This is a genomic window from Massilibacteroides sp., from assembly GCF_028705895.1.
GTDB lineage: Bacteria > Bacteroidota > Bacteroidia > Bacteroidales > Tannerellaceae > Massilibacteroides.
This window is the reverse complement of record NZ_JAQWCQ010000009.1, coordinates 15,649-42,237: the sequence shown is the minus strand read 5'-3', so window position 1 is coordinate 42,237 and position 26,589 is coordinate 15,649. Positions and strand designations below refer to the sequence as shown.

Genomic DNA, 26,589 nt, shown 5'->3' with positions numbered 1-26,589 from the left:
ATGGATAAGACATTTACAACAAATAAACGGGAAATTATTCGACTGGAGGGGATCACACGTGATTTCCATGTGGGAGAAGAAATAGTACACGCGCTGAGAGGGGTCTCATTTACGATCAACGAAGGAGAATTCGTAACCATAATGGGAACATCCGGATCAGGGAAGAGTACACTGCTCAACACGTTGGGATGTCTTGATACTCCTACAAAAGGCGAATACTATCTGGATGGAACACCCGTTCGTAGTATGGGAAAGAATGCCCGCGCCACGCTTCGCAACAGAAAGATTGGTTTCGTATTTCAGAGTTACAATCTTTTGCCCAAGACGACAGCTATTGAGAACGTTGAATTGCCGCTGATGTATAATCCGTCTTTTAATGCTGTACAACGGAGAGAAAAAGCGATAGAATCGTTGGTTGCAGTTGGGTTAGGGGATAGACTTAATCATAAAAGTAATCAGATGTCCGGAGGACAGATGCAACGTGTTGCAATTGCCAGAGCGTTGGTTAATAGTCCGGCTGTAATTCTTGCGGATGAAGCGACGGGAAACTTGGATACACGTACCAGTTTTGAGATACTTGTGTTGTTCCAGAAGTTACACGCCGAAGGACGTACTATTATATTTGTCACCCACAATCCGGAAATAGCCTGCTATACCAGTCGGAATATTACGCTGAAGGACGGACGCGTAGTGAGTGATACATACAACAATAATATACTTTCAGCAGCCGAAGCATTAGCCAAACTGCCTAAAAACGACGACTAAGCATGAACGGGACGAATTTAATAAAGATTGCCCTAAGGGCTTTAGCAAATAATAAATTGCGTGGATTCCTGACCATGTTAGGGATTATCATCGGGGTTGGATCGGTGATTACTATGCTCGCAATTGGACAGGGTTCAAAGAAAAGTATCCAATCCCAGATCAGTGAGATGGGATCAAATATGATTATGATACAACCCGGAGCTGATATTCGTGGTGGAGTAAGACAAGATGCTTCTGCCATGGAGACGTTAAAACTGAAAGATTACGAAGATATAGTGAACGAAACACGCTATATATCTGCCGTTTCTCCTTCAGTAAACAGCAGCGGACAGGTTATTTTCGGAGCCAACAACACTCCCTCCACAATTTATGGTATAAGCCCGGAATACTTAGATATCCGTCGCTATAAAGTAGAAGAGGGAGATATGTTCACGGAACAGGACATTCAATCCGCAGCCAAAGTCTGCGTTGTGGGAAAAACCGTAATTGACGAACTCTTCAAGAACGGAGAAAATCCTGTAGGAAAAGTAATACGATTTAATAAAATACCGTTCCGCATTATCGGAACATTGGAGAGTAAAGGTTACAACAGCATGGGGATGGACCAGGATAACCTAATCTTAGCTCCGTACACAACTATCCAAAAAAGAATCCTGGCCATCACCCACCTGCAGGGCCTTACTTGTTCTGCTCTGAAAGAAGAATATACAGATCAGGCCATTGATGAAATCTCAGAAATACTACGCCGCAACCACAAGTTAAAAGCGACCGATGATGATGACTTTACAATTCGTAGTCAACAGGAATTAAGCAACATGTTGACAAGCACAACGGATATGATGACGGTTTTACTTGCGGCTGTGGCTGGTATTTCTCTCCTTGTAGGTGGTATTGGGATTATGAACATCATGTATGTTTCCGTTACTGAACGTACACGAGAAATCGGACTGCGAATGAGTATCGGAGCAAAAGGACGGGATATATTGGCACAATTCCTTATCGAGTCTATTCTTATTAGTGTGACAGGAGGGTTGATTGGTGTTATTCTCGGTGTTGGAGCCTCTTTAATTGTAAACGGTGTAGCCCGGTTCCCGATCTACATACAACCCTGGAGCGTGTTCTTGTCATTTGCCGTTTGTACGTTGACCGGTATTTTCTTCGGATGGTATCCGGCGAAGAAAGCAGCACAATTAGATCCGATAGAAGCCATTCGCTACGAATGATTTAATATATTTGTGTCTTATGAAAGAAAAAAGGAATAACATCAGTCAGACGACGGCTCCGTTGGTTCGGAAAATCGGAATACTGATTCATGTGGCGGTGTGGACAATACCTTTGTGGATTCCATTCTTCTTTACGGGAAGAAGTGAGTTCTCCGTTACACCGGACTTTTTCTTTCGTAACTGTATTATAGTCGCTTCTTTTGCGATTGTTTTTTATTCTAATTACTTCTATCTGATCAGGCGTTTTCTTACGGCAGGACAAGTCTGGAAGTTTATTTTTTCAAACCTGCTGCTTGCGCTGGCCGTTATGTCTATCGTGCATCTGATCATGCAGCAACTTCCCCCTCCGGAATATGTGATAACCGAAGGTAAAAGAGAGCATGATACCATACAGATGGCTGGTTTCATGTTAAGGAATCTTTTCATGTATTCGGCAGTAATCGTGTTGAGTGTTGCCATACGGATGACGGGAAATTGGTTTCAGATGGAAACTATGCGGAAAGATCTTGAAAAGAGTAGGGCGGAAGCTGAATTAACGAATCTCAAAAGTCAACTGAATCCACATTTTCTGTTCAATACATTGAATAATATTTATAGTCTGATCGCTTTAAGCCCTGAACAAGCTCAGGAAACAATACATGAACTAAGCCGACTGCTTCGTTACGTGCTTTATGAAAGCAGTCAGCCTTTTGTTTCTGTAGCCAAGGAACTTGATTTTGTGAGCAACTATATCGAGCTAATGCGTATTCGCCTGGCTAAAAATGTAGAATTACAGACGGAAATTAATATCGAGAATGAAGAGGCACAAGTAGCCCCTTTGCTATTTATTACTCTGATAGAGAATGCATTTAAACATGGAATAAGTAATAGCAAGCCCTCATTCATCCATATTCGTATCACACAAAAGAACAAAGAGTTGGATTGCGTTATAGAGAATAGCTTTTTCCCGAAGGACCAACAAGATAAGAGTGGCTCGGGGATCGGATTGCCTAATCTTGAAAAACGCCTGGCATTGCTCTATCCCGAGACGTATTCTCTTCAGTATGGAAGAGAAGGAGAGGTGTATAAGAGTGAATTATCCATCATATTAACGGCCTGATGAAACTAACCTGTGCAATTATAGATGATGAACCTTTAGCTGTCAGTTTGCTTGAAAGCTACGTGTTGAAGACTCCTTTTTTGCAGCTAAAAGGTACATATAACAGTGCATTAGATGCTGTTGGCGAGCTGACAAAGCAACCAGTCGATTTACTGTTTCTTGACATACAAATGCCGGAACTTAACGGCCTGGAATTTTCACGAATTATAAAAGAAGAGACACGGATAATTTTCACAACAGCATTCAGCCAGTATGCACTGGATAGTTACAAAGTAAATGCTTTGGATTACCTGCTAAAACCGATTAGTTATCCTGATTTCCTGAAATCGGCCAATAAAGCCCTTCAGTGGTATGAGTTGCTGCGTAAACCTTCATTGGAGCAAGAGCCTCAAAGCGCAGAAGTAGAAAGTATATTTGTCAAGACGGAATATAAATTAGTAAGAATAGAACTTTCGAAAATAATATACATCGAGGGACTGAAAGATTATGTGAAAATATATGTTGAAGACGAAGCTCATCCTATATTGTCATTAATCAGCCTGAAAGCAATGGAAGAGATGCTGCCGGATAATCGTTTTATCCGTGTTCACCGTTCTTTTATTGTCCAGCCACAGAAAATAAAAGTAATTGAGAGGAATCGGATCGTATTCGGGAAAACCTATATCCCTATTTCCGACAGCTATAAACAAGCTTTTATGGAATTTCTGAATAAATATTCGTTATTCTCTTAAAAACAGAGAAACTACCCTTCTTTCCTCTTCATATACCTGCATTTTATTACTTTTGCATTTCATCTGTTTATAATACAGCATATACAATGGAAATGATACAGACGGAAGGGATTACGAAAAGTTTTGGCTCTCTGCAAGTCCTGAAAGGAATTGACCTGACAATTAATAAAAGCGAGATAGTCGCGATTGTCGGACCAAGTGGTGCGGGAAAAACAACTTTGTTACAGATTATCGGTACCTTGGACAAGCAAGACAGCGGACGGTTAATTATTAATGGAATGGAAACAGCTCGGCTCGGAGAAAAAGATCTTGCAGCTTTCAGAAACAAAAATATCGGCTTTGTCTTTCAGTTTCATCAATTACTCCCTGAGTTTACCGCGTTAGAAAATGTAATGATTCCCGCTCATATTGCCAAAGAGAAAGCGAATGTTGCAGAGAAAAAAGCCAAAGAGATATTAGACTTTCTGAAATTGTCAGACCGCATGTCTCACAAACCGGCGGAACTATCCGGTGGGGAAAAACAACGTGTTGCTGTTGCCCGTGCCTTAATAAATAATCCGGCTGTTATTCTGGCAGACGAACCGTCGGGTAGCTTAGATACCCAAAACAAAGAAGAACTTCATGCTTTATTTTTTGATCTCAGAAATCAGATGAAACAAACATTCGTTATCGTAACCCACGATGAACAATTAGCGGCCGACACAGATCGCATTATCCACATGAAAGACGGAATTATTTCAAAATAAAACGTTTGTTTCTGAACCAATAAACCTTAACACATGAGTTGGAAAGACTTTTTTTATTTCTCCAAAGGAGAGAGGCGTGCTTTGACGCTTCTTCTTGGTATTATCTCGTTGTCTTTATTATTACTTATTCTAAAGGACTATTATTCTATAGAAAGATACGAGGAAAAGAAAACCGATCAGATCGTTTATAAAAGAGAGGACAGCATTAGCATAACACAAGACTCCATTCCGAAACAGCAAAGTGTAGAAAGAAAAGTCTTGAGTAAACCCAAATTTTCGCCAAAACCGAAATTATCCAAACCTGTTCCGGGCTATACGCAAAAATATTCCAAAGGAACAATCATAGAATTAAATAGTGCGGACACGATAATCTTGAAGAAAATACCGGGTATTGGTTCTTCTTTTGCAAACAGAATCTCTAAATATAGAGATCGCTTAGGTGGCTATTATTCCGTGCAGCAACTTCGGGAAGTCTATGGAATAGATGAAGAAAAATACAAAAGTCTCTGCCCCTGGTTTACCGTTGATACGACAAAACTGCAGAAGTTAAGAATAAATGATCTTGCTTTCGGAGAATTGTTGCGACATCCTTACCTGAACAAAAAACAAGTACGTGTAATCACAAATCTACGTGACAGAAAAGGCAAATTATCCGGCTGGGAGAATCTGCGATTGCTTGAAGAATTTACAGAAAACGATCAAAAAAAGCTGATCCCTTATATCTCATTCGAATAATGTAGCTTAGTATTTATTTATAATCCCGTTCTTCCGCTTATCTTTGCAAACAATAGTTTTAAAACAAATCGAAATGGAAACAAAAACCAGTAAGTTGAAATCATGGTGGAAGAAATTCCGAAATTTTTCTTTGGTTATTATTACAATAGCTTTAATTCTGTTTGTTGGAATAAGATATTACTATCCTTACGGTGAAGGGGTAAAAACCGGACAACTGAATTATGTTGTTTATAAAGGAATGCTCTTTAAAACTTATGAAGGAAAGCTGATTCAATCCGGTATCTGGTCTAACAAACCCGGAGGAATTCAGTCCAATGAATTTGAATTCTCCATAGAAGATAAAGTTATCGCAGAGGAATTGATGCGCGCAGGAGGTAAAACGGTTGAACTACATTATAAAGAATACTTTGCTTCAATCCCATGGAGAGGCTATTCCCGTTATGTCGTAGATAAAATTGTTCGTATAGGTGAAGGGGAATCGACAGACCTTTCCGGGATTCTTCCCGAACAATAATTGTTCGAAAATAGAGGACATATTATTAAAAAAACAAGTTAATGCGAAAAAACTGCTGGGATGTCTTTTCAATTTCTTTTTTAAGGAGCTTAGAAACGAAAGTTGAGGCGCCTGGTTTTGAAAGTTGAGGCGCTTGGAAACGAAAGTTGAAGAGCCTCAAAATTTATAAAACTACTATTTGCCTCCAGAATTTAAGCGTAAACAATTTAGAATCAATTTGATCTGTCTATTATAAAAACTAATTGGCAAATACAAATCAGCAAAGTGTCCTTTTAATGGGAAGATGAGTTACGCCTTGACCTTTGTTGTTTGTTTTTTTGAAAGATTTTGATTGGTTGCCCCGTCATTTTGTTTTATTTTTGTGAGAATTAATAATAAAACAGAAATAATGAGCACCTTTAGTAAATTCCCGCGTACGTTTTGGGTAGCCAATGTTATTGAATTATTAGAACGTTGGGCCTGGTACGGCTTTTTCATGTTATTCGCCAATTATCTTACCGGTTCGTCCGATATGGGTGGATTGGAATTTTCCCAAAGCCAGAAAGGTCTTTTAATGGGGTTCGGAACGGGTATTCTATATTTTCTTCCGGTTCTGACGGGCGCAATAGCAGATAAATACGGGTATCGGAAAGTGCTTTTTTTAGCTTTCTGTATATATACATCGGCTTTCCTTTTGCTTCCTCTCTTTTCTTCTTATGTGGCTGTCTTCCTGATGTATCTCTATCTGGCAATCGGAGCCGCCTTGTTCAAACCTGTTATATCTGCTACAATAGCCAAAACAACTACTGAAGAAACGTCATCTATTGGTTTTGGGATATTTTATATGATGGTAAACATAGGAGCTTTTATCGGTCCGATGGTTACGTTGCTCTTTAAAGGAAGTTCTCATTTAATTTTTTATGTTTCTGCCGGTATAATCGCTCTGAATTTTATAATGCTGTTATTTTATAAGGAACCCGGACGAGACGAAAAAGAGAAAAATCAGGATTCTCTGATGAAAACATTTGGTGTAATATTCCGGAATATGAGCAGTATCGTAAAAGATACCAAGTTCTTGCTGTTTCTTATTATTATTGCAGGATTCTGGACTATGTATCATCAGTTATTTTTCACTCTGCCCGTCTTTATAACACAATGGGTGGATACTTCTGCATTGTATAATTTCTTTTCCGTTTATATTCCGTTCTTTAGTGCAAACTATAGTCCTGCTCCTGGTGTAATGGATGCGGAGTTTATCACAAACTTTGATGCCATGTACATTATCCTATTCCAGATCATGGTCTCAAGTATCGTAATGAAAATGAAACCGCTGAACTCTATGATTTCAGGAATTATTGTCTGCTCATTTGGCATGGCCTTGTCTTTTGCTTCCCAGAATGTACTGTTTACGATTGTCGCCATTCTTGTTTTTGCTTTGGGTGAAATGGCGAGTTCTCCTAAAATCACAGAATACATCGGTCGTATTGCTCCGTCTGACAAGAAAGCTCTTTATATGGGTTATTCTTTTATACCTGTCTGCCTGGGAAATTTTATGGCAGGATATATTTCGGGAGGCGTTTATCAGAATATCTCTGATAAGGTTACTCTTACCCGGGATTTTGCGGTTCAGAAAGGCTTACAGATTCAGGATGGTTTATCAACAAACGCTTATTTTGAAGAGGTTGCCCGTCAGGTGAACCTAACCCCACACGAATTGACCAATCTTCTTTGGGATACCTATCATCCTTCCCGCTTATGGATGGTGTTGCTTGCAATCGGACTTATTGCAGCGTTGGCATTGTTTATTTATAATCGAATAACCAGTAAAATGATTGAGCCAGAATCACATTAATTGATTTTGTCTGGATTAACCATACTTGGTTAAAGGAAAAAACATACATTTGCATAAACATTCATGTTAATGGAATGAGGCGTATTTTTCTGATTGGTTATATGGGTGCAGGTAAGACGACTGTCGGCAAACAATTGTCGAGTCGTATGGGATTATCTTTCATAGATCTGGACTTGCATATTGAAGCCCGCTACCATAAGACCGTAAGGGAATTGTTCGCGGAAAAAGGAGAAGAAGCTTTTCGCGAGATCGAGAAGAAGATGCTTCATGAGGTCGCGGAGTTTGAAGACGTTTTAGTCTCTACAGGCGGCGGAAGTCCTTGCTTTTTTGATAACATGGCGTTTATGAATCAGGCCGGAAAAACAGTTTATCTGAAAGTTTCCGTTGAAGAATTGACTAAACGATTGGAACTATGTAAACAAACAAGGCCTGTTTTGCAGAATAAATCAGGAGATGAGTTACTCCGGTTTATCGATGAAAGCTTACAAAAAAGAGAGCCGTACTATTTACAGGCATCTATTATCTTTGAAGCAGAGAAGATGTTAACCGAATCTGATGTTCAGACAATTGCTGTTGCATTAGAGCATATTTTAAACCAATAATGATACAAAGCCAAAAACAAACACAAGGAGCCTATATCCCTCAGGAACTTCTGGAGGAGCTGAGAAAGGTAAATAATCGTTTGTTGATAGGTATTCCCAGAGAACTTAATCCGGAAGAGAGGCGGCTTGCTTTAACACCTGAAGCTGTTGGTATGATTGTAGAATGCGGTCATCGGGTTTTGGTAGAAACAAACGCGGGATTAGGAATCAATTATTCGGACAATCATTTTGCAGAAGCCGGGGCCGATATCGTGCCTACGGCGATGGACGTCTATCAGGCCGATTTTATCTTGAAGATACTCCCGCCATTACCAAAGGAAGTAGCCTTGATGAAACCTCGCTCTACTTTGTTTTCTATGGTTCAATTCAATCTGTTTTCGAATGAATCTTATGAAGGTATGATGCGTAAGAAAATAAATGCATTTGCCTACGAACTGATTACCGATGACAACCATAGAGCACCCATCCTGAATGTTATCTCAGAAATAGAAGGAACAGCATCGGTTATGATTGCTGCAGAGCTGTTGAGTAATACGAGAGGTGGAAAGGGCATTTTGCTCGGAGGAATTCCAGGTGTACCCCCTACCGAGGTGGTAATTATCGGCGCAGGAAATGCCGGAACAGTAGCTGCCCGTGCCGCATTAGGATTGGGGGCAACGGTAAAGGTCTTTGATGACGATATAAATAAGTTAAGAACGATTCAACAGATATTGGGACAAGGGGTTTTTACTTCTAACTTCCATCCGAATGTGTTACGAAATGCTTTTGCAAGTGCTGATGTAGTGGTCGGTGCAATGCGTTATATAAACTCACGTCGTCGGTATGTCATTGCGGAAGAATTGATACAGATAATGAAAAAAGGGGCTTTAGTGATTGATCTCAGAATTAATCAGGGAGGCTGTTTCGAAACCACCTGCTGTTTGTCTGTCTCTGATCCGAGTGTGTTTGAGCAGTATGGGGTATTGCATTATTGTAAACCGAATATAAGCAACTATGTGGCGAGGACAACATCGATGGCATTCAGCAATATTATTTCACCGCTTATTTTCTTGTTAGGAGATATGGGAACGATTCAGACTGCGATCAAAGCAGACGTTTGTTTTCGTTCGGGAATTTATATGTATGGCGGAAAGCCAGTAAATAATTACGTGTCTAATCATTTCAACTTGTTGTCGAATAACTTAGATATCTATTTGTCCGCTTTTTGAGCCGGAAAAGATTTTGTGCTCGGGAAGTTTATTAGTTACTTTGTAAATAGTATTAACACACATAAAAAAACCAAGAGGGAAAGCTAATATTTTAATCTATGGCAGAACAAACGAAAGTCACAACTCTGGAAAAGGTGGTCGTGCGTTTCTCGGGTGACTCGGGAGACGGAATGCAACTGACCGGAACAATCTTTTCGACTCTGTCGGCGATATTCGGGAATGAAATATCTACATTTCCGGATTATCCGGCAGAAATTCGCGCACCTCAGGGAACCCTTAGTGGTGTTTCAGGGTTCCAGGTACATTTAGGCTCAAAGAAAGTGTTTACACCAGGAGACAAAGCCGACGTATTAGTAGCGATGAACCCGGCAGCACTGAAGGTGAATGTCGGTATCCTGAAACCCAACTCGATTGTTATTATCGATACGGATTCTTTTCAGGAAAAGGATTTGGCGAAAGCGAAATTCACAACAGACAATCCGTTTGCTGAATTAGGGTTAAACAGTATCCAGTTGGTTGCTGCGCCAATTTCTACTTTTGTAAAGGAAGGACTGGCCGACTTTGGTCTGGATAATAAATCAGCATTACGCTGTAAAAACATGTTTGCGCTTGGGCTTGTTTGCTGGCTTTTCGAGCGTCCGCTGGAAGAAGCTATGCATTTGCTGCAAAATAAATTTGTTAAAAAGCCGACGATAGCCGAAGCAAATATTAAAGCGCTTACCGACGGTTATAACTTCGGACATAATACCCATGCCGCTGTCTCTACTTATCGTATTGAAGGCAAGAAGGCTGAGCCTGGTTTCTACACTGACATAAACGGAAATACAGCTACATCATACGGATTAATCGCGGCTGCTGAAAAAGCGGGAATGAAACTATTCCTCGGTAGTTACCCGATTACTCCGGCTACGGATATTTTACATGAATTATCTAAACGTAAAGAATTAGGCGTAAAAGCGATTCAGGCAGAAGACGAAATCGCCGGTATCTGTACCGCAATCGGAGCCAGTTTTGCCGGAAATCTTGCTGCAACATCTACTTCAGGACCAGGTCTTGCTTTGAAGAGTGAAGCTATCGGACTTGCAATGATCGCTGAGTTGCCTTTAGTCATTATAGATGTTCAACGTGGTGGCCCATCAACTGGTTTGCCGACAAAGAGTGAACAGACCGACCTGTTGCAGGCACTTTACGGACGAAACGGTGAAAGCCCGATCGTTGTTATTGCAGCAACTACTCCTACAGATTGTTTTGATGCCGCCTTCTGGGCAGGTAAATTAGCTGTTGAACATATGACTCCGGTTATTCTCTTGACCGATGGTTTTATTGCCAATGGCTCTTCCGCATGGAGACTGCCGGACTTGGATAAGTATCCTGAAATTAAGCCTCAATATGCAACTGAATATAACGGTGAAGCAGATTGGAAGCCTTATAGAAGAAATGAAGAAACAATGGTTCGTTACTGGGCTATACCCGGTATGGAAGGTTTCGAACATCGGATTGGCGGATTGGAAAAAGACTTTGAAACTAGTGCAATTTCTACGCATCCCGGAAACCACCAGAAAATGATAATGGCACGCCAGGAGAAGATCGATAAAATAGCAAACTTTATTCCCGAGCTTGATGTAGTAGGGGATGCCGATGCTGATCTTCTGATCGTTGGATGGGGTGGAACATACGGACATTTATATGAGACAATGGAAGGTTTGCATGAGAATGGAAAGAAAGTTGCTTTGGCACACTTTAAATTCATCAGCCCTCTTCCGAAGAATGCAGTAGAAGTTCTCACAAAATATAAGAAGGTTGTTATTGCAGAGCAGAACACAGGCCAGTTCGCCAAATATCTGCGAGGTAAAATACCCGGATTTACTCCTTATCAGTTCAATCGCATAAAAGGGCAACCCTTTAATGTGACCAGATTGATTGAAGAGTTCACTAAAATAATGGAGGCTTAATTTATGGAAACGGAAGAAATCAAATATCAAGCAAAAGATTATAAGAGTGACCAATACGTACGTTGGTGTCCCGGATGTGGAGACCACGCCGTACTGAATTGTTTGCATAAAGCGATGGCCGAGCTGAATATTCCACCTAAAGATATGGCTGTAATATCCGGTATCGGTTGCTCGTCTCGTCTGCCTTATTATATGAATTCATATGGATTCCATACTATTCATGGTCGTGGAGCAGCGATTGCTACCGGAGTGAAGACCGCCAATCCGGATCTGAACGTATGGCTTATTACAGGTGATGGCGACTGTCTGGCTATCGGAGGAAACCATTTTATTCATGCTGTACGCCGTAATGTAGATATTAATATTGTATTGTTCAATAACCGTATTTATGGTTTGACAAAAGGACAGTACTCCCCAACATCGGAACGTGGATTCGTATCCAAGAGTTCTCCTTATGGAACGGTGGAAGATCCGTTTATTCCTGCAGAACTTGCCTTTGGTGCAAGAAGTAACTATTTTGCCCGTGTAGTAGATGTGGATCTGAAGAATACGACTGCCGTTTTAGCTGATGCAGCAAAACATGCAGGAGCTTCTGTTGTAGAGGTGTTGGTTAACTGCGTGATCTTCAATGATGGTATTCATAAAAATATTACCGATAAAGATTTTCGTGCAGATCGTACGGTATTCCTTCGCCATGGAGAAAAAATGATTTTCGGTAAAGAAGCCAATAAAGGAATCGTTCTGGAAGGACTAAAACTGAAAGCGGTAACAATAGGAGAAGATGGTTATACCTTAGACAACATTCTCGTACACGATGCACATACAAAAGATAATACCTTGCATATGATGTTGGCAATGATGACGAATGAAGACGACCTGCCAATTGCACTGGGTGTAATTCGTGATGTTGAAGCGCCGGTATATGATCAATGTGTTGACCAACAAGTGAAGGAGGTACAGGCAAAGAATCCTACCCGTAAACTTCGCGATTTTCTGATGAAAGGTGAAATCTGGGAGGTAAAATAAATCTTACAGTTGAAAGATATGATGAAGAGGTTGTTTTTTCAGAAGACAACCTCTTTTTTTTGTGGTGTCAATCCTATAAATACAACTCTCCAAAGAATTCGGGGCAGTGGAAATTTGGTTCGGGTAAATTGATCGGTGCCCAACTCAGAAAATGAGGATACTGCGTATCATCAGCGCATTTATAAAAATTCGCCAATATCTTTTCCGGCAAATCTTTGGAATCCAGCCCTATCAACCCGAATGGAATAGAGACTGTCAGTTCCCAAGAAAAAACGCCTGTTTGTTCGTCAAAAGGTTTGACTTCTAATGATGAATGGCGTCTGATTGACATATATTCTTTCTCATCAAACCCGATTTTTTCCGTTCTGGATTCCCGGTATGCAGCATCACAGGTGCCTATACAATTAAATTCAAAATTGATATAATAATGCGGACTATCCGGCGTTTTCACAAAAAATTCTACACAACTGTCTTTGTGTACCGGCGAACCATCTTCAACATAAGATGCTTTCAATGAATTACCTTTAACAAAATAGCGTAAATATAAATTCTTATCCGTACGTGCCACATCAACAATGACAATCGGCTGATAAGGAAATTCCGCCCAATTCACCGTATTTATATTCAATCTCAGCGCCTTGTTTTCTAAAAAATAATCAACAGAGGACAAATCAAGCACATCTAATGCAGGTAAGTTCGGAATTTTAAATGTTTTCATGTTACAAAAAAATTAAAAGGTATTCAGGTCGTATGTAAAAAATAGAGAGTAATCCAATTAATGAGACTAAGATAATAATAATTCCCACAATCTTATTCAACATCCAGATGCTTCTTATATTAAACCATCGTCTCAGTTTGGATACGATATAGGTTATAACAAGCCACCACAACATAGCGCCAACGCCTATTCCTCCAATACCACAAATTGATATCCAGATAGAATGCTCAGGTAAGACAAATCCAAAACGGGCAAATAAGGCAATATATAGAAATACGATAAAAACATTGCTGAAAGTTAACAGGAAAGAAGTCAGAAAGTCTTGTGTATAAGATAATTTACGATCCCCCTGTCTTTTTAGCCCCTTCATCGGGTTGGAACGGTAAATATAGTATCCGAAAAACCCAAGGATGATACTCCCGAATAGTTGTAATGGTGCTTGATTGGCTTCAATAAAATTAATAATCACACCCATCCCCAAGCAAGTGACAGAGGCATAAATAACATCGGAAAGAGCAGCTCCCGCACCGGTTGCAAGACCGTGAAGCCGCCCTTTACTCAGTGTTCGTTGAATACACAGAATACCGACAGGTCCCATGGGAGCAGAGACTAAAACTCCTATTATAACCCCTATATAAATTATATCAATCATTCATTTATTATAACCAAAATATGCTACAAAGATACGTTTCATTACCCTTAAAAAAGGTGAATGCGAAAATATTCTGTGAAATTCATTATATTTTAAATCTTTATTTTCAAAAAAATGATACATTTGATGATCGATATTAAACAGAAAAACTCAGAACTTTTGAATAAATTAATTATGAAGATGAACAAGATATTCAAACGAACGCTGCTGTTTGCGATGTGTAGTTGTTGTATGGTTCTTTATGCTCAGACAAAAGACCACAAAGTAGAATTGCAGACAGAAGAGAGCAAGTCTCAGACAAAATCTCTGAAGCGAAAGGTTGCGATAAGCCGATTCACAAACGAAACCCAGTACGGAAAAGGTATCTTTTATGACAAAGAGAATGATCCGATGGCAAAACAAGCACTTGATATTCTTTCGAATAAATTAGTGATGAGTGATAAGTTCTTGTTATTAGAACGTGCTGATCTGGATAAGATCATAGAAGAAAGCCAAAAGAACGGAGGTGACTATTCGAGTGTAGGAGCAGATTATCTGATCGTTGGTTCGATCACGGAGTTCGGAAGGAAGAATCTGGGAGACGCGAATCTTATCTCAAGGACGAAAACTCAAATAGCCGAAGCTGCCGTTACGATCCGTATGATCGATGTTAAAACCGGTCAGATTATCTATTCTGAAGAAGCGAAAGGCGAGGCAGAGCTAAAAAGCAAGTCAACGCTTGGAGTGGGTGCGTCTGCTGATTATGATGCGACATTGAGTGATAAAGCGATTTCTGCTGCGATATCTAAATTGACGGAAAATATTATTTCTAATTTAATGGACAGGCCGTGGAAGGCTTATTTCCTGACTGTAGATAATGGTGATTATTTCATTAGCGGCGGCAAAAGTCAGGGAATCGAAACCGGAGATGAATTTCTCGTAAAGGAAAAAGGGCGGACTGTAAAAAATCCGCAAACCGGAATGATGCTTGAACTACCGGGAAAAGAAGTAGCCCGGGTGAAAGTAGTCTTAACAGAAGGAGATAACCCGCAGAATGAATTCTCAATCGTAGAGTTTACGCAAGGGGCTATCGATCCGCAGAATATAGAAAAATATTATATTGAGGAGGAAAAGTGATGAAAATGAAATTATGCCTTTTATTCTTTTCTGTTATTACACTGGCTGCTTGTTCCGTTGGTAGAACTACGGAGACAAGAGGTCTTGAGAACGAGGCTTATTTGTCATTCGTAAGAGGTACGACCGACAAATACAGTGATGGTGTACAAGTGTATATTGATGATAATGCTCCTTTTAAAGCAAAAGTTAACAAAGTGCGCCCAAGCACCGTGAAAGGTGATACTTATGTAATCAAAAGTGGCAAGAGACACTTGAAAGTCGTCTATAAGAACAAAACATTATACGATAAAGAAATCATTGTTTCCACGCAGGAAACGAAGCGCATTGAACTACCCTAAAACAGCTTAAGTATATGAAAAAACACTTTTGGGCGGGAGTTTTGTTGATCGGCTTATGTTGCGTAAGTTGTTCAACCAAACAGACCCTGTATTCCTGGAGCGACTATGAAAGACGCTCTTATGATTATGTGAAAGAAGATACGGAAAAAAATCTGGATGAATTATTAGCTTCATACGAAGTGATGATCAACAAGCAAACCGGATTAAGAAAAGTGCCGCCTCCCGGAATTTCAGCAGACTATGGTTTCCTCCTGATTAAGAAAGGGAAAAAGGAGGAAGGAATCCAGATGCTGAAACAAGAAATCGCACTCTATCCCGAATCGTCAACGTTTATTTCTCGAATCATTAAAAAATTAGAAGAATGATGAGGTATCTACTTATAGTTTGTTTCGGAGTTTTATTCTTCGCGTCTTGTACTACTACGCAAAGTACAATGACAAAAGCACAAGCCTACGGGACTCTTTATCAGAACCATCCGATGGCTATTGCAGCAATGCCCCCCATCAATAAGACAAATAATGTAGAGGCTAAAGAATTCTTCTATACCACGTTTGCCCGTCCGATGGCAGAGAGAGGATATTATGTCTTGCCTTCTTTTCTTACTATGGAGATGTTTAAGAGCGAAAGTGCTTATGATTCAGAAATGTTTATTGATGGAAATCTAAAACAATTCGGGGATGTTCTGGGGGCAGATGCACTTCTGTTTACCATTATTCATCGTTGGGAGAAGGCTGCTCTTACCGCAAATATAACAGTAGAAGTAGAGTACATATTAAAATCTACGAAAGATAACTCTGAACTCTTTTCCCGTAGGGGAAAGATTATTTATGATTTATCGACAAACAATACGAGCGGAGGGTTAGCGGGAATGCTTGTCGGAATGGCTGTCGATGCACTGGCAACGGCGGCAACAAATCCGATTAACGCGGCTCGCTCGGCGAATAATTACACCTTGTCTGATTTGCCTGCAGGAGTTTATCACCCCAATTATGAAAAAGACAAGGAAACATCTGCCGGTAATAAAGAGTTTTCAGCGACAATAAAATAAATAAAAAAATATAAAGGATATTTTTGCAAAAATATCCTTTATATTTCCGAAAATAACCTTTATATTTTTGTGCTGATTTTGTTGTTGATTTTCAACAAAGAAAAAATGCCGGTTAACGGAGCTGAATCAGTGACTGTTTAATCCTGCCGATGGGTGTTTTATAATACAGATATGGCTTTTTCTAATGCCATGCCACGAGATCCTTTAATAAGGATATGATAGCCTGTTAAAGGGTTCTCTTTCAAATAAGTGAGCAGTTCGTTGGTCGTCGGGAAGGTTTGGTAAGTCTTTCCTGTCTGAGCAAAATGATCACCACAGAGAAAAACTTTGTCATACTTGCCGGTTTTTATTAAATCTACAATGCCTGCATGTTCTGCTAATGATGTCTCTCCAAGTTCAAACATATCTCCCAATATTATGGCTTTAGGGCTTACTTTAAGTGCATTGAAGTTCTCCAATGCAGCTTTCATACTGCTCGGATTCGCGTTGTATGCATCAACAATTAATGTGTTGTGATCCGTGTTGAGTAACTGAGAACGTTTATTCGTTGGTTCGTAAGCTGTAATCGCACGACTTATCCGTTCTGCCGGAATTTTAAAATACCGTCCCACTGCAACTGCCGCCAGGAGATTGTCTAAATTGTATTCTCCGATGAGGTGCGTTTCAACCGTATGTATTTTCCCTTGCTGTTTCCAGTTGAAAACAAGAAACGGGGTATTATCTACAACATGTCCCGATGCAAAAGACGTTTCGTCCTCTCCGTATGTCACCTGCTCTAACCCCTTCGCAATGTCCTGCAATCGTTTGTCGTCTTTATTTATGAAGATGATCCCTTTTATTTTGCGCAGGAAATCATATAATTCGCCTTTGGTTTTAGTAACACCTTCTATTGAACCAAATCCCTCCAGATGAGCATGCCCGATGTTCGTTATAATACCGTAATTAGGCATCGCAATCGCGGCCAGTTCGGCGATATCGCCCGGATGACTTGCGCCCATTTCAATAACGGCTAATTCGTGATCATGGTTAAGTTTCAGTAAAGTAAGCGGCACACCAATCTGGTTATTCAGATTCCCTTCGGTATAAAGCAGGTTGAACTTAGACGAAAGCACGGTTGCTATCAACTCTTTCGTTGTCGTCTTTCCGTTTGTTCCCGTGATGCCGATTACCGGTATTCCAAGTACCTTCCGATGATGATGAGCTAATTGTTGTAAGGTCTTAAGACTGTCTTCCACCAGAATAGTCCGTTCTCCGGAATAAGATTCCGGATTATCAATTACCGCATAAGCGGCACCAATAGACAACGCTTGCTCTGCATAGTTGTTCCCATCGAATTTGTCGCCTCGCAAAGCGAAAAACAAAGAACCTTTCGGACAGTTTCTGCTATCAGTAGTTATTTGCGGATGATGAATAAACAATTGGTATAATTCAGGAATAGTCATAAAGGGGTTATCTATGTTGATGTTATTAATTAAGGGCAAATGTAAAGCATATTATAATAATTACGTACTTTTGTAATAGTTAGTTTATCAATCATCGGTTTAATGAATTATAAGTCTCTCAATATTAAGGGTGTTATCACACCTATAGATAAGCCTGTAATTATGGGGATTCTAAATGTTACCCCAGACTCATTCTTTTCAGGAAGTCGGAAAGAGACCGAAAAAGAGATTGAAGAAAGAATACAAACGATACTCTCCGAGGGAGGAGCAATAATCGATATCGGAGGCTACTCTTCGCGTCCGGACGCGTTGCTTGTTGATGAAGAAGAAGAGATGAGGCGATTGTCCGTTGCTCTTACTATATTAAACCGGCATTATCCCGACGCTATTATTTCTGTGGATACGTTCCGGTCCGGAATAGCACGTCGTAGTGTTGAAGAATATGGTGTCTCCATAATCAATGACATTTCAGGAGGACAGTTAGATGAAAACATGTTTGATATTATTGCCCAGTTGCAAGTTCCCTATGTCCTGATGCATATGAGAGGTACGCCGCAAACCATGCAACAGCAGACGAAATACGACGATCTGATTGGTGAAATGCTGATCTATTTTGCAGAAAAAGTCAGACAGCTACATCTTGCCGGCGTGAATGATGTTATTTTAGATCCCGGATTCGGATTCAGCAAGACTTTAGATCAGAACTATCGGTTGATGCATCATTTAAACGATTTCTCGTTGCTGGAATTGCCTCTTCTTGTGGGAATATCGCGGAAAAGCATGATTTATAAATTTCTGGAAACTACTCCGGAAGAAAGTCTTAATGGTACGACCGTATTAAACACAATCGCCTTGATGAACGGAGCAGATATACTCCGTGTACATGATGTGAGAGCAGCCCATGAGGCTGTTCGTCTTGTTTCAAAATATACTAATGCACTTTGATTATGTGGATGCACTTTGGCATAAAAGACCTGATTGACGTAGCGCTTGTCGCTTTCCTCTTATACCAAACTTACAAATTGATGAAGAACTCCGGAGCCATCTCTATCTTCAGCGGAGTCGTATCATTTATTGTTCTTTGGATTGTCGTTTCTCAGATTCTGGAAATGAGACTGCTCGGTGCTATAATGGACAAGATCGTAAGTTTTGGTTTTATAGTACTTGTGGTGCTTTTTCAAGATGAAATACGACGCTTTTTAGTTATGCTCGGCTCGCATAGACGTTGGCAATTCCTTACCAAATTGTTTACCCCCGATAATTCTCCGGCTCAAAATGAAAAGAAATACGTAGCTCCTGTTGTGTTAGCTTGCATGAACATGGCAAAGAAAAAAACCGGAGCCCTGATTGCTATACAACAAGCCATGGATTTGTCCATGTACATACATACCGGTGAGATGTTTAACGCAGACCCTAATGCCCGCCTTATTGAAAATGTATTCTTTAAGAATAGTCCGCTTCATGACGGTGCAATGATAATTGCCGGTAATCAGATTCGTGCGGCAGGATGTATTCTGCCTGTTGCCCAGCGAATGGATATTCCCAAAGATTTCGGATTAAGACATCGCTCAGCCTTAGGACTATCTACGGAAACGGATGCTCTTGTTATTGTTGTTTCCGAAGAAAGAGGGAAGATTTCCATAGCTCATAACGGAAAGATTGAGATTGGTGTAAGTGTTGAAGATTTACAACAAATTCTTACGGGTGAAAGAGAAGTGAAGAACTACTGTTAAATATTCTAAATCTGGCAAGTAGAGGTGTAAAAGTATGCCTCATTTTGCAAACTCCATATTGCATTATTGTGTATTTTTGTGGGCGTCAACGCAAAAAATCTAAAATAATATAAAATAATCTCCTTGTTATGGACTTAATGCAAGATGTCTTCGCCCGTGCAAAATCAAACAAACAACGTATTGTTCTGCCGGAAGGGTTGGAAGAGCGTACGTTAAAAGCAGCCGACCGTCTGCTTGCTGATGAAATTGCCACAATTATTCTAATCGGTGATCCTGCCGAGATCAGGAAAAAAGCCAATGAATTAAAGTTGTCTAATATTTCAAAGGCAACTTTGATTGATCCTAAATCTCATGAAAAGAAACAGGAATATGCAGATATACTGCTGAAACTACGTGAGAAAAAAGGAATGACTCCGGAAAAAGCAGCTTCTCTTGTAGAGAATCCGCTATATCTTGCTTGTCTGATTATTAAAGCCGGTGATGCTGACGGAGAAATAGCCGGTGCAGAAAATACGACAGGAGATGTGCTTCGTCCCGCGTTGCAGATTATCAAAACAGCCCCCGGTATCAGTTGCGTATCAGGAGCCTTTTTGCTTTTTACTCAGAATAAAATATATGGCGAAGATGGCATTGTAGTCGTTGCTGACTGCGCTGTTATGCCGAATCCTACAGCTCCGGAACTTGCACAGATAGCCATATCGACAGCAAGCACAACGAAAAATATTGTAGGTGTAGAGCCACGCGTAGCCATGTTGAGTTTCTCAACAAAAGGCAGTGCCTCTCACGAAATGGTAGATAAAGTAGTCGAAGCTACCCGCATTGCTAAAGAGATGGCTCCGGAATTGAAAATAGACGGAGAGTTGCAGGCAGATGCTGCGCTTGTTCCTGCTGTCGGACAAAAGAAAGCTCCGGGCAGTGAAATTGCCGGTCACGCAAATGTGTTGGTTTTCCCGACTCTTGAAGTTGGTAATATTGCCTATAAATTAGTAGAACGTTTGGGAAATGCATTAGCCGTAGGGCCTATTCTTCAGGGAATGGCTGCTCCCGTAAATGATCTTTCAAGAGGTTGTTCTGCTGACGACATTTATAATATGGTCGCAATTACGGTAAACCAGGCGATCGGAGCAAAGGCAATTAATAAGTAATCATAAAAAGAAAGAAATGAAAATTTTGGTATTGAACTGTGGAAGTTCATCTGTCAAATATAAGTTGTTTGACATGGAAAAACAGGAGGTGATGGCTCAGGGAGGAGTTGAGAAACTCGGGTTACCAGGATCATTCCTCAAATTCACATTGCCGGACGATAAAAAGATAGTCATGGAAAAAGAATTGCCTGAACACAATGCGGCAATTCAGTTTATCCTTAGCATTCTGACGGACGAAAAATATGGTTGCATCAAATCATACGATGAAATCGGGGCTGTTGGACATCGTGTAGTACACGGAGCAGAAGAATTCAACAGCAGTGTGGAAATTACAGACGATGTAATTGCCAAGATGGTAGAATGTATTGACCTGGCTCCTCTGCATAATCCCCCGAATCTAAAAGGAATACGTGCTATGAGTACGTTGATTCCGGGTATCCGTCAGGTAGGGGTGTTTGATACCGCCTTCCACCAGACTATGCCTGATTATGCTTATATGTACGGTTTGCCTTATTCTCTTTATAAGAAATACGGAATACGCCGTTACGGATTCCACGGAACAAGTCACAGGTATGTTTCCAAAAGAGCCTGTGACGTATTAGGTGTGCCTTACGAGAAACAACGTATTATTACGGCTCATATCGGTAATGGGGGTTCGATCACAGCGATCAAAGACGGAAAAAGTGTAGATACTTCTATGGGACTTACTCCGGTTGAAGGACTGTTGATGGGAACACGTTGTGGAGACGTGGATGCCGGTGCTCTTTCTTTTATTATGGATAAGGAAGGACTTGATGCAAAAGGTTTGTCCGACCTGATCAATAAGCAAAGTGGGGTATTTGGCCTTTCAGGCATTTCTTCTGATATGCGTGAGATTGAAACAGCCGTTGCCGAAGGAGATAAAAAGGCAATCCTTGCTCTTCAGGTATATAATTACCGCATCAAAAAATATATCGGAGCTTATGCCGCAGCACTTGGCGGAGTGGATATTTTAGTGTTCACCGGTGGAGTAGGAGAGAATCAATGGAGTACACGAGCTGAAGTTTGCCGCAACATGGAATACATGGGAATCAAACTTGATGAAGCAAAGAATGATAAAATGCGCGGCCAGGAAATGGTTATCAGCGCACCAGACAGCAAAGTGACCGTCATGGTCGTTCCGACAGATGAGGAGTTTATGATTGCGTCTGACACAATGGAAATACTGACCAATGAACAATAATTGTTACTAATCCTCACAGCTTACACTAAAGGATTAGATTCCGGGGCGGCTCTGACATCGTTTGGATCCGCCCTTATTTTATCATGCTCATTTCCAAAAGGAGTTAAAAATATATTAATTTTACATCTCAATAATAGAACTTTAAAGTAAGTAGAATAATGAATAATAAAATGTTACCACTTTTGGCTGCAAGCGTTGTCGCTTTGGCCGGTTGTTCTTCCCCACAAAAAGAGACGAAAGTTTTAGCCTTTAATCCGGCTAATATGGATACCACAGTTACTGCGGGTGAGGATTTTTATCAATATGCATGCGGAGGTTGGATTAAGAACAATCCGTTGAAACCCGAATATGCCCGCTTTGGGACATTTGATCAACTTCGTGAAGACAATCAGACACAATTACGTGATTTGATAGAAGAGCTCAGTTCCACTCAGCACGAAAAGGGAAGTATCGGTGATAAGATCGCTACGTTATATGCTCTTGGGCTGGACAGCGTAAAACTGAACTCGGAAGGAGCTACTCCGGTTAAAGAACAATTGGACGCTATATCCGCAATCGAAAATACTGATGGTGTTGCTTCTATGATCGCCACCTTACAGAGGGAAGGTGCTTATCCCTATTTTGCATTCTTTGTTTCTGCTGATGAGAAGAATAGTTCCATGAATATTATTCAGCTCTATCAGGCAGGATTAGGCTTGGGCGATCGGGATTATTACCTTCAAGCTGATGCCAATATGGAAAGTATTCGTGACGCGTATAAGGTCTATATTAATAAGTTGTTCACTTTAGCCGGCTTTAGTGCAGAACAAGCTACTGCTGCAACTGAGGCCGTTATGAAAACGGAAACAGGTATTGCGGAAGTATCTTATACCCGTGAGGCTTTACGCGATTCTCAGAAGAACTATAATAAAATGTCCTACGCTGATTTTAAAAGCAAAGCAGGCTGGATGAATTGGGATGCTTTCTTTGCAGGTTTAGGAGTGAAGGATGTAACCGATCTGGATCCTAAGCAATTGAATTTCTTTGTCAATCTTGATAAGGTGTTCAAGAATCAAACGCTTGAGGAACAGAAGTATTATTTGAGTTATAATTTATTGAATGCTGCCGCTCCGTATCTGAGTGATGATTTTGTGGCTGCATCGTTCGATTTTTATGGAAAGACGCTTTCCGGAAAACAAGAACAACAGCCGCGTTGGAAGCGGGCATTGAATACAGTGAACGGTTCTTTGGGTGAAGCAGTAGGGCAGATGTATGTAACCAAATATTTCCCGGCTTCTTCGAAAGAAAAAATGCTGACTTTAGTGAATAACCTGCAACAGGCTTTAGGCGAACGAATCCGTGAGCTGACCTGGATGGGAGACGAAACAAAAGCGAAGGCAGAAGAAAAATTAGCTTCTTTTGCTGTGAAAATAGGTTATCCTGACAAATGGCGTGATTATAGCGGTTTGGATATCCAACCGGATTCTTATTGGACTAATGTGTGTCGTTCTTCGATCTTCGATATGGAGTATCAATTGGCTGATATTAATAAACCGGTAGATAGAACGCGTTGGCATATGAGTCCGCAAACGGTAAATGCGTATTATAATCCGACGACTAACGAAATTTGTTTCCCGGCGGCGATCTTGCAACCTCCTTTCTTTAACGCGGATGCGGATGATGCTGTGAATTATGGCGCTATCGGTGTGGTGATCGGACATGAAATGACGCACGGTTTTGACGATCAAGGACGGAATTATGATAAAGAGGGGAATCTGACCGACTGGTGGACGGCAGAAGATGCTGAACGTTTTACAGAGCGTGCAGACGTATTAGTAAAACAGTATGACAATATCCTTGTTCTGGATACCGTTCATGCTAACGGACGTTATACTTTAGGCGAGAATATTGCTGACCATGGTGGTCTTCTTGTCTCTTATCAGGCATACCAGAACTCTCTGAAGGGAAAAGAAACGCCTGCTCCTATTGATGGTTTTACCAACGATCAACGGTTTTATCTTGGCTATGCTACCTTATGGGGACAGAATATACGTGATGAAGAAATCCTTCGGTTGACGAAGATTGATGTTCACTCTTTGGGTAAATGGAGAGTAAATGCAGCTCTTCGGAACATCGAAACATTCTACGACGCGTTCGGCATCAAAGCATCTGATCCGATGTTCCTTGATCCGGCAGAACGTGTCGTTATCTGGTAACCTCGAATTGTTCGAGGGACAAGTTCTCACCATCCCAAACGATATAGGAGAAATATTGCATCCAATCGCCTGCGATCAGCAGGCGGGAGGTGCGTGAGAGCATCAGGTCAAGCATGATATGCCGATGGCCGAAAATAAAGAAATTAATATCTGGGTGAATTTTCAGATAATCCTTGGCAAAAAGAACAAGGTATTCGGAATCCTCACCTTGATATTTTGTAGCGTATTCGTTTTGCAGACCGCTTTTGCGACTACTGTGCGACCAACCTAATGCAAAGCCGAACGTCCACCTCGGATGAATACCTCCATAAAGCCACTGGCAGAATTTATTACGGAACACGGCACGAATAAGACGAAAGCTACGTTTTCTGTAATCCACTTCATCACCATGTCCGAGAAAGAACCTCTTTCCCAGTAAATCAACCGTTAGCACATCCCTATGGATAGTCGCGCCGATTTCTTTTTCCAAATAGTCGAACATCCAGATATCGTGATTCCCGATAAAAAAATGGATTTCTACTCCTTCATCAGCCAGTTCGGCCACTTTGCCGAGGAAACGAACAAACCCCTTTGGCACGACATATTTATATTCGTACCAGTAGTCAAACATATCCCCGAGAAAATAAATGGCTGCCGCATCCTGGCGGATGGATTCAAGCCAACGAGTCAACCGCTGCTCAACGGCTAAAGGATCTTTATGAAAACGAGCGCCTAAATGCGCATCCGAGGCGAAGTAGATCTTTGTTCTTTGTTTTTCCATGGTCAACAACTAGCCTCTTAGAGGAAACCTAACTCTAATTTTGCCTCTTCGGACATCATGTCTTTATCCCATTCGGGTTCAAATACTAAGTTGATTTCCACAGATCTTACCCCATCTACCGACTCAACTTTCATGCGTACGTCTTCCACAATAAAATCAGCGGCAGGACAGTTAGGCGCGGTCAGTGTCATTTCGATACGGACATTCTTATCCTTGTCCACATCCACATAATATATAAGACCGAGATCATAGACATTTACCGGAATCTCCGGGTCATATACCGTTTTAAGCATCGCTACGATAGCTTCTTCGGTTTGAAGGAATTCATTTTCCATATTGTTTTCTTTTATATGCAAAGATAAATAAATAGTTTACATACAATAAACCCACGAAAAACGGAAAATGTTTATTCCTCAATGCGACCTTCGTCGGCATAGCTATAATAGCCGCTGTCGGTAATAATAAGATGGTCTAAAAGACGAATATCAAGCAATTTGGCTGAAGAAGCAAGCCGGCGGGTAAGTGCATCATCCAGATTGCTTGGTTGTAATGCTCCTGACGGATGGTTATGACAAAGGATAATGCCCGAAGCCAGATTTGTCACAGCAGCTTTCAGAATAATACGTAAATCGGCCGTTGTTTCTGATATACCCCCCTGACTGATACGGGTTTTCTCAACCACTTTTCCGCTCCTGTTCAACAAAGCTACCCAGAGTTCTTCGTGTGGTAAGTCGCAGAGTAAAGAATAGAATAACTGATACCCATCGCGACTGCTTCTGATTATATCCCTAACCTCGGGTTCCGTCTTTGCCCTTCGTCTTCCCAATTCCAGAGCAGCACAAATCGTGATTGCTTTTGCTTCGCCAATTCCTTTAAAACCTGAAATCAGTTCTTTAACAGAACGTTTCCCCAGTGCATTCAGGTTGTTATTTACAGAAAGTAGGATACGTTGGGCAAGTTGGACGGCCGTTTCATTCTTATTCCCCGATCCGATCAGGATTGCAATCAATTCGGCATCACTGAGTGAGGGCAGGCCTTTGAGTAGCATTTTCTCTCGCGGGCGGTCTTCCTCTGCCCATTCTTTAATGGATAGTGTCTCATTATTCATAGGAAGTCAGGTTGTTGGTTATAAAAAACTCCTGTCCGAAAAGCCGAACAGGAGTTTTGTTGTTTTTTTATGCTATAAATTAGTCGCGAACACGTCCGATATATGAACCGTCACGCGTATCGATTTCAATTTTTTCTCCTTCATTAATAAATAAAGGAACGCGTACTTCTGCACCCGTTTCTACCGTAGCCGGCTTTGTTGCATTTGTTGCCGTATCTCCTTTAATACCCGGTTCTGTATAGGTAACTTGCAAAACCACATGAGCAGGAAGTTCACAAGTCAATACCGTTTCCGTTGCAGCATGTACCATCGCTTCAACTGCATCCCCTTCTTTCAGAAACTGAACACCTTCAATGGTTTCTCCCGGGATTGAAATCTGTTCGAATGTTTCAGGGTGCATAAAATTATACCCCATATCATCCTTATACAGATATTGATACGGACGACGTTCAATACGAACTTCTTCTACCTTAACTCCCGAGTTCCATGTCTTGTCCAAGATACGTCCGGTAGTCACATTTCTTAATTTCGTACGTACAAAAGCAGGTCCTTTACCCGGTTTTACATGAAGAAATTCAACAATGAAATAGTAAGTACCATCAATATCAAGACACATACCATTCCTAAAATCAGCAGTTGTTGCCATAAGTATTTTTGTTGTGATTTATATTTATATTTTT

The 26,589-nt window shown here is 40.8% G+C and carries 28 protein-coding genes; 21 read left to right on the top strand and 7 right to left on the bottom strand.

Going from position 1 to position 26,589, the window contains the following annotated elements; genetic code table 11:
* The 12 genes from PHT93_RS03825 to PHT93_RS03770 all read left to right on the top strand — a co-directional run bounded on the left by PHT93_RS03825 (position 1) and on the right by PHT93_RS03770 (position 12,432).
* Positions 1–765: an ABC transporter ATP-binding protein gene (locus PHT93_RS03825; RefSeq protein WP_300239678.1), complete on the top strand. Its 765-nt coding sequence runs from the start codon at positions 1–3 to the stop codon at positions 763–765.
* 2 nt (positions 766–767) lie between these two features.
* Positions 768–1,988: an ABC transporter permease gene (locus PHT93_RS03820; protein WP_300239675.1), complete on the top strand. Its 1,221-nt coding sequence runs from the start codon at positions 768–770 to the stop codon at positions 1,986–1,988.
* Positions 1,989–2,007: 19 nt separating this feature from the next.
* Positions 2,008–3,087 (top strand): histidine kinase, encoded by a 1,080-nt coding sequence (locus PHT93_RS03815; protein ID WP_300239673.1) that lies wholly within the window; start codon positions 2,008–2,010, stop codon positions 3,085–3,087.
* Entirely contained in the window at positions 3,087–3,818 is a 732-nt protein-coding gene (locus PHT93_RS03810) for a LytTR family DNA-binding domain-containing protein (RefSeq protein ID WP_300239670.1), read from the top strand. The genes PHT93_RS03815 and PHT93_RS03810 overlap by 1 nt, the downstream gene beginning before the upstream one ends.
* Before the next feature lie 92 nt (positions 3,819–3,910).
* Positions 3,911–4,564, top strand: coding sequence for an ABC transporter ATP-binding protein (locus tag PHT93_RS03805; RefSeq protein WP_300239775.1), 654 nt, complete (start codon positions 3,911–3,913; stop codon positions 4,562–4,564).
* Between the two features lie 33 nt (positions 4,565–4,597).
* Positions 4,598–5,299 carry a helix-hairpin-helix domain-containing protein gene (locus PHT93_RS03800; protein ID WP_300239667.1) on the top strand — a complete coding sequence of 234 codons (702 nt, stop codon included), beginning with the start codon at positions 4,598–4,600 and terminating at the stop codon, positions 5,297–5,299.
* Between the two features lie 73 nt (positions 5,300–5,372).
* Positions 5,373–5,813: a hypothetical protein gene (locus PHT93_RS03795; RefSeq protein WP_300239665.1), complete on the top strand. Its 441-nt coding sequence runs from the start codon at positions 5,373–5,375 to the stop codon at positions 5,811–5,813.
* A gap of 388 nt (positions 5,814–6,201) precedes the next feature.
* Complete coding sequence (locus PHT93_RS03790) at positions 6,202–7,644, top strand: MFS transporter (RefSeq protein WP_300239662.1); 1,443 nt, start codon at positions 6,202–6,204, stop codon at positions 7,642–7,644.
* A gap of 74 nt (positions 7,645–7,718) precedes the next feature.
* A complete protein-coding gene (locus PHT93_RS03785) occupies positions 7,719–8,246 on the top strand; it encodes a shikimate kinase (protein WP_300239660.1) in 528 nt (175 codons plus the stop codon).
* Positions 8,246–9,454, top strand: a complete 1,209-nt coding sequence (locus PHT93_RS03780; RefSeq protein WP_300239658.1) for an alanine dehydrogenase — start codon at positions 8,246–8,248, stop codon at positions 9,452–9,454. Before PHT93_RS03785 ends, PHT93_RS03780 begins: the two co-directional genes overlap by 1 nt.
* A gap of 98 nt (positions 9,455–9,552) precedes the next feature.
* The gene (locus PHT93_RS03775) at positions 9,553–11,406 is read left to right on the top strand and encodes a 2-oxoacid:acceptor oxidoreductase subunit alpha (RefSeq protein WP_300239656.1); all 1,854 of its coding nucleotides are present in this window, start codon (positions 9,553–9,555) and stop codon (positions 11,404–11,406) included.
* Positions 11,407–11,409: 3 nt separating this feature from the next.
* Complete coding sequence (locus PHT93_RS03770) at positions 11,410–12,432, top strand: 2-oxoacid:ferredoxin oxidoreductase subunit beta (RefSeq protein ID WP_300239654.1); 1,023 nt, start codon at positions 11,410–11,412, stop codon at positions 12,430–12,432.
* A gap of 73 nt (positions 12,433–12,505) precedes the next feature.
* On the opposite strand, the gene PHT93_RS03765 is transcribed toward PHT93_RS03770, so the two are convergent.
* Both PHT93_RS03765 and PHT93_RS03760 read right to left on the bottom strand, forming a co-directional pair.
* Positions 12,506–13,150 (bottom strand): carbohydrate-binding family 9-like protein, encoded by a 645-nt coding sequence (locus PHT93_RS03765; protein WP_300239651.1) that lies wholly within the window; start codon positions 13,148–13,150, stop codon positions 12,506–12,508.
* Position 13,151: 1 nt separating this feature from the next.
* Positions 13,152–13,802, bottom strand: coding sequence for a LysE family transporter (locus PHT93_RS03760; RefSeq protein WP_300239649.1), 651 nt, complete (start codon positions 13,800–13,802; stop codon positions 13,152–13,154).
* 126 nt (positions 13,803–13,928) lie between these two features.
* On the opposite strand from PHT93_RS03760, the gene PHT93_RS03755 reads away from it, so the two are divergent.
* From PHT93_RS03755 to PHT93_RS03740, 4 genes are read left to right on the top strand one after another with little or no spacing between them, the layout of a single operon-like run.
* Complete coding sequence (locus PHT93_RS03755) at positions 13,929–14,918, top strand: CsgG/HfaB family protein (RefSeq protein WP_300239647.1); 990 nt, start codon at positions 13,929–13,931, stop codon at positions 14,916–14,918.
* A 5-nt stretch (positions 14,919–14,923) separates the two neighbouring features.
* Positions 14,924–15,256: a hypothetical protein gene (locus PHT93_RS03750; RefSeq protein WP_300239645.1), complete on the top strand. Its 333-nt coding sequence runs from the start codon at positions 14,924–14,926 to the stop codon at positions 15,254–15,256.
* A gap of 14 nt (positions 15,257–15,270) precedes the next feature.
* A complete protein-coding gene (locus tag PHT93_RS03745) occupies positions 15,271–15,621 on the top strand; it encodes a DUF4810 domain-containing protein (RefSeq protein ID WP_300239643.1) in 351 nt (116 codons plus the stop codon).
* The gene (locus PHT93_RS03740) at positions 15,618–16,304 is read left to right on the top strand and encodes a GNA1162 family protein (RefSeq protein ID WP_300239640.1); all 687 of its coding nucleotides are present in this window, start codon (positions 15,618–15,620) and stop codon (positions 16,302–16,304) included. The genes PHT93_RS03745 and PHT93_RS03740 overlap by 4 nt, the downstream gene beginning before the upstream one ends.
* Positions 16,305–16,462: 158 nt before the next feature.
* Here the strand turns inward: PHT93_RS03740 and murF are convergent, their stop codons facing one another.
* Positions 16,463–17,746, bottom strand: a complete 1,284-nt coding sequence (gene murF, locus PHT93_RS03735) for a UDP-N-acetylmuramoyl-tripeptide--D-alanyl-D-alanine ligase (RefSeq protein ID WP_300239638.1) — start codon at positions 17,744–17,746, stop codon at positions 16,463–16,465.
* Between the two features lie 102 nt (positions 17,747–17,848).
* Here murF and folP point away from each other — a divergent pair, with 102 nt between their 5' ends.
* The 5 genes from folP (at position 17,849) to PHT93_RS03710 (ending at position 24,041) form a co-directional block, all read left to right on the top strand.
* A complete protein-coding gene (folP, locus tag PHT93_RS03730) occupies positions 17,849–18,691 on the top strand; it encodes a dihydropteroate synthase (RefSeq protein WP_300239635.1) in 843 nt (280 codons plus the stop codon).
* A 2-nt stretch (positions 18,692–18,693) separates the two neighbouring features.
* Positions 18,694–19,479, top strand: coding sequence for a diadenylate cyclase CdaA (cdaA, locus tag PHT93_RS03725; protein WP_300239633.1), 786 nt, complete (start codon positions 18,694–18,696; stop codon positions 19,477–19,479).
* Between the two features lie 128 nt (positions 19,480–19,607).
* Positions 19,608–20,624 (top strand): phosphate acetyltransferase, encoded by a 1,017-nt coding sequence (gene pta / locus PHT93_RS03720; protein ID WP_300239631.1) that lies wholly within the window; start codon positions 19,608–19,610, stop codon positions 20,622–20,624.
* 16 nt (positions 20,625–20,640) lie between these two features.
* On the top strand, positions 20,641–21,846 hold the full coding sequence (locus PHT93_RS03715) for an acetate kinase (RefSeq protein ID WP_300239628.1): 1,206 nt from the start codon (positions 20,641–20,643) through the stop codon (positions 21,844–21,846).
* Positions 21,847–22,004: 158 nt separating this feature from the next.
* Entirely contained in the window at positions 22,005–24,041 is a 2,037-nt protein-coding gene (locus tag PHT93_RS03710; RefSeq protein WP_300239626.1) for a M13 family metallopeptidase, read from the top strand.
* Here the strand turns inward: PHT93_RS03710 and PHT93_RS03705 are convergent.
* The 4 genes from PHT93_RS03705 to efp form a co-directional block, all read right to left on the bottom strand.
* On the bottom strand, positions 24,031–24,801 hold the full coding sequence (locus PHT93_RS03705) for a UDP-2,3-diacylglucosamine diphosphatase (RefSeq protein ID WP_300239624.1): 771 nt from the start codon (positions 24,799–24,801) through the stop codon (positions 24,031–24,033). The genes PHT93_RS03710 and PHT93_RS03705 overlap by 11 nt on opposite strands.
* Positions 24,802–24,818: 17 nt before the next feature.
* Positions 24,819–25,136 carry an iron-sulfur cluster assembly protein gene (locus PHT93_RS03700; RefSeq protein ID WP_300239621.1) on the bottom strand — a complete coding sequence of 106 codons (318 nt, stop codon included), beginning with the start codon at positions 25,134–25,136 and terminating at the stop codon, positions 24,819–24,821.
* A 71-nt stretch (positions 25,137–25,207) separates the two neighbouring features.
* Positions 25,208–25,909, bottom strand: a complete 702-nt coding sequence (gene radC / locus PHT93_RS03695) for a DNA repair protein RadC (RefSeq protein WP_300239619.1) — start codon at positions 25,907–25,909, stop codon at positions 25,208–25,210.
* A gap of 79 nt (positions 25,910–25,988) precedes the next feature.
* Positions 25,989–26,555 (bottom strand): elongation factor P, encoded by a 567-nt coding sequence (gene efp / locus PHT93_RS03690; protein WP_300239617.1) that lies wholly within the window; start codon positions 26,553–26,555, stop codon positions 25,989–25,991.
* Positions 26,556–26,589 lie beyond the last annotated feature (34 nt).

Excerpts from the sequence above, each read along its gene's own strand:
- PHT93_RS03825 (WP_300239678.1), top strand. The coding sequence starts at position 1 with ATGGATAAGACATTTACAACAAATAAACGGGAAATTATTCGACTGGAG.
- PHT93_RS03820 (WP_300239675.1), top strand. The coding sequence starts at position 768 with ATGAACGGGACGAATTTAATAAAGATTGCCCTAAGGGCTTTAGCAAAT.
- PHT93_RS03815 (WP_300239673.1), top strand. The coding sequence starts at position 2,008 with ATGAAAGAAAAAAGGAATAACATCAGTCAGACGACGGCTCCGTTGGTT.
- PHT93_RS03810 (WP_300239670.1), top strand. The coding sequence starts at position 3,087 with ATGAAACTAACCTGTGCAATTATAGATGATGAACCTTTAGCTGTCAGT.
- PHT93_RS03805 (WP_300239775.1), top strand. The coding sequence starts at position 3,911 with ATGATACAGACGGAAGGGATTACGAAAAGTTTTGGCTCTCTGCAAGTC.
- PHT93_RS03800 (WP_300239667.1), top strand. The coding sequence starts at position 4,598 with ATGAGTTGGAAAGACTTTTTTTATTTCTCCAAAGGAGAGAGGCGTGCT.
- PHT93_RS03795 (WP_300239665.1), top strand. The coding sequence starts at position 5,373 with ATGGAAACAAAAACCAGTAAGTTGAAATCATGGTGGAAGAAATTCCGA.
- PHT93_RS03790 (WP_300239662.1), top strand. The coding sequence starts at position 6,202 with ATGAGCACCTTTAGTAAATTCCCGCGTACGTTTTGGGTAGCCAATGTT.
- PHT93_RS03785 (WP_300239660.1), top strand. The coding sequence starts at position 7,719 with ATGAGGCGTATTTTTCTGATTGGTTATATGGGTGCAGGTAAGACGACT.
- PHT93_RS03780 (WP_300239658.1), top strand. The coding sequence starts at position 8,246 with ATGATACAAAGCCAAAAACAAACACAAGGAGCCTATATCCCTCAGGAA.
- PHT93_RS03775 (WP_300239656.1), top strand. The coding sequence starts at position 9,553 with ATGGCAGAACAAACGAAAGTCACAACTCTGGAAAAGGTGGTCGTGCGT.
- PHT93_RS03770 (WP_300239654.1), top strand. The coding sequence starts at position 11,410 with ATGGAAACGGAAGAAATCAAATATCAAGCAAAAGATTATAAGAGTGAC.
- PHT93_RS03765 (WP_300239651.1), bottom strand. The coding sequence starts at position 13,150 with ATGAAAACATTTAAAATTCCGAACTTACCTGCATTAGATGTGCTTGAT.
- PHT93_RS03760 (WP_300239649.1), bottom strand. The coding sequence starts at position 13,802 with ATGATTGATATAATTTATATAGGGGTTATAATAGGAGTTTTAGTCTCT.
- PHT93_RS03755 (WP_300239647.1), top strand. The coding sequence starts at position 13,929 with ATGATCGATATTAAACAGAAAAACTCAGAACTTTTGAATAAATTAATT.
- PHT93_RS03750 (WP_300239645.1), top strand. The coding sequence starts at position 14,924 with ATGAAATTATGCCTTTTATTCTTTTCTGTTATTACACTGGCTGCTTGT.
- PHT93_RS03745 (WP_300239643.1), top strand. The coding sequence starts at position 15,271 with ATGAAAAAACACTTTTGGGCGGGAGTTTTGTTGATCGGCTTATGTTGC.
- PHT93_RS03740 (WP_300239640.1), top strand. The coding sequence starts at position 15,618 with ATGATGAGGTATCTACTTATAGTTTGTTTCGGAGTTTTATTCTTCGCG.
- murF (WP_300239638.1), bottom strand. The coding sequence starts at position 17,746 with ATGACTATTCCTGAATTATACCAATTGTTTATTCATCATCCGCAAATA.
- folP (WP_300239635.1), top strand. The coding sequence starts at position 17,849 with ATGAATTATAAGTCTCTCAATATTAAGGGTGTTATCACACCTATAGAT.
- cdaA (WP_300239633.1), top strand. The coding sequence starts at position 18,694 with ATGTGGATGCACTTTGGCATAAAAGACCTGATTGACGTAGCGCTTGTC.
- pta (WP_300239631.1), top strand. The coding sequence starts at position 19,608 with ATGGACTTAATGCAAGATGTCTTCGCCCGTGCAAAATCAAACAAACAA.
- PHT93_RS03715 (WP_300239628.1), top strand. The coding sequence starts at position 20,641 with ATGAAAATTTTGGTATTGAACTGTGGAAGTTCATCTGTCAAATATAAG.
- PHT93_RS03710 (WP_300239626.1), top strand. The coding sequence starts at position 22,005 with ATGAATAATAAAATGTTACCACTTTTGGCTGCAAGCGTTGTCGCTTTG.
- PHT93_RS03705 (WP_300239624.1), bottom strand. The coding sequence starts at position 24,801 with ATGGAAAAACAAAGAACAAAGATCTACTTCGCCTCGGATGCGCATTTA.
- PHT93_RS03700 (WP_300239621.1), bottom strand. The coding sequence starts at position 25,136 with ATGGAAAATGAATTCCTTCAAACCGAAGAAGCTATCGTAGCGATGCTT.
- radC (WP_300239619.1), bottom strand. The coding sequence starts at position 25,909 with ATGAATAATGAGACACTATCCATTAAAGAATGGGCAGAGGAAGACCGC.
- efp (WP_300239617.1), bottom strand. The coding sequence starts at position 26,555 with ATGGCAACAACTGCTGATTTTAGGAATGGTATGTGTCTTGATATTGAT.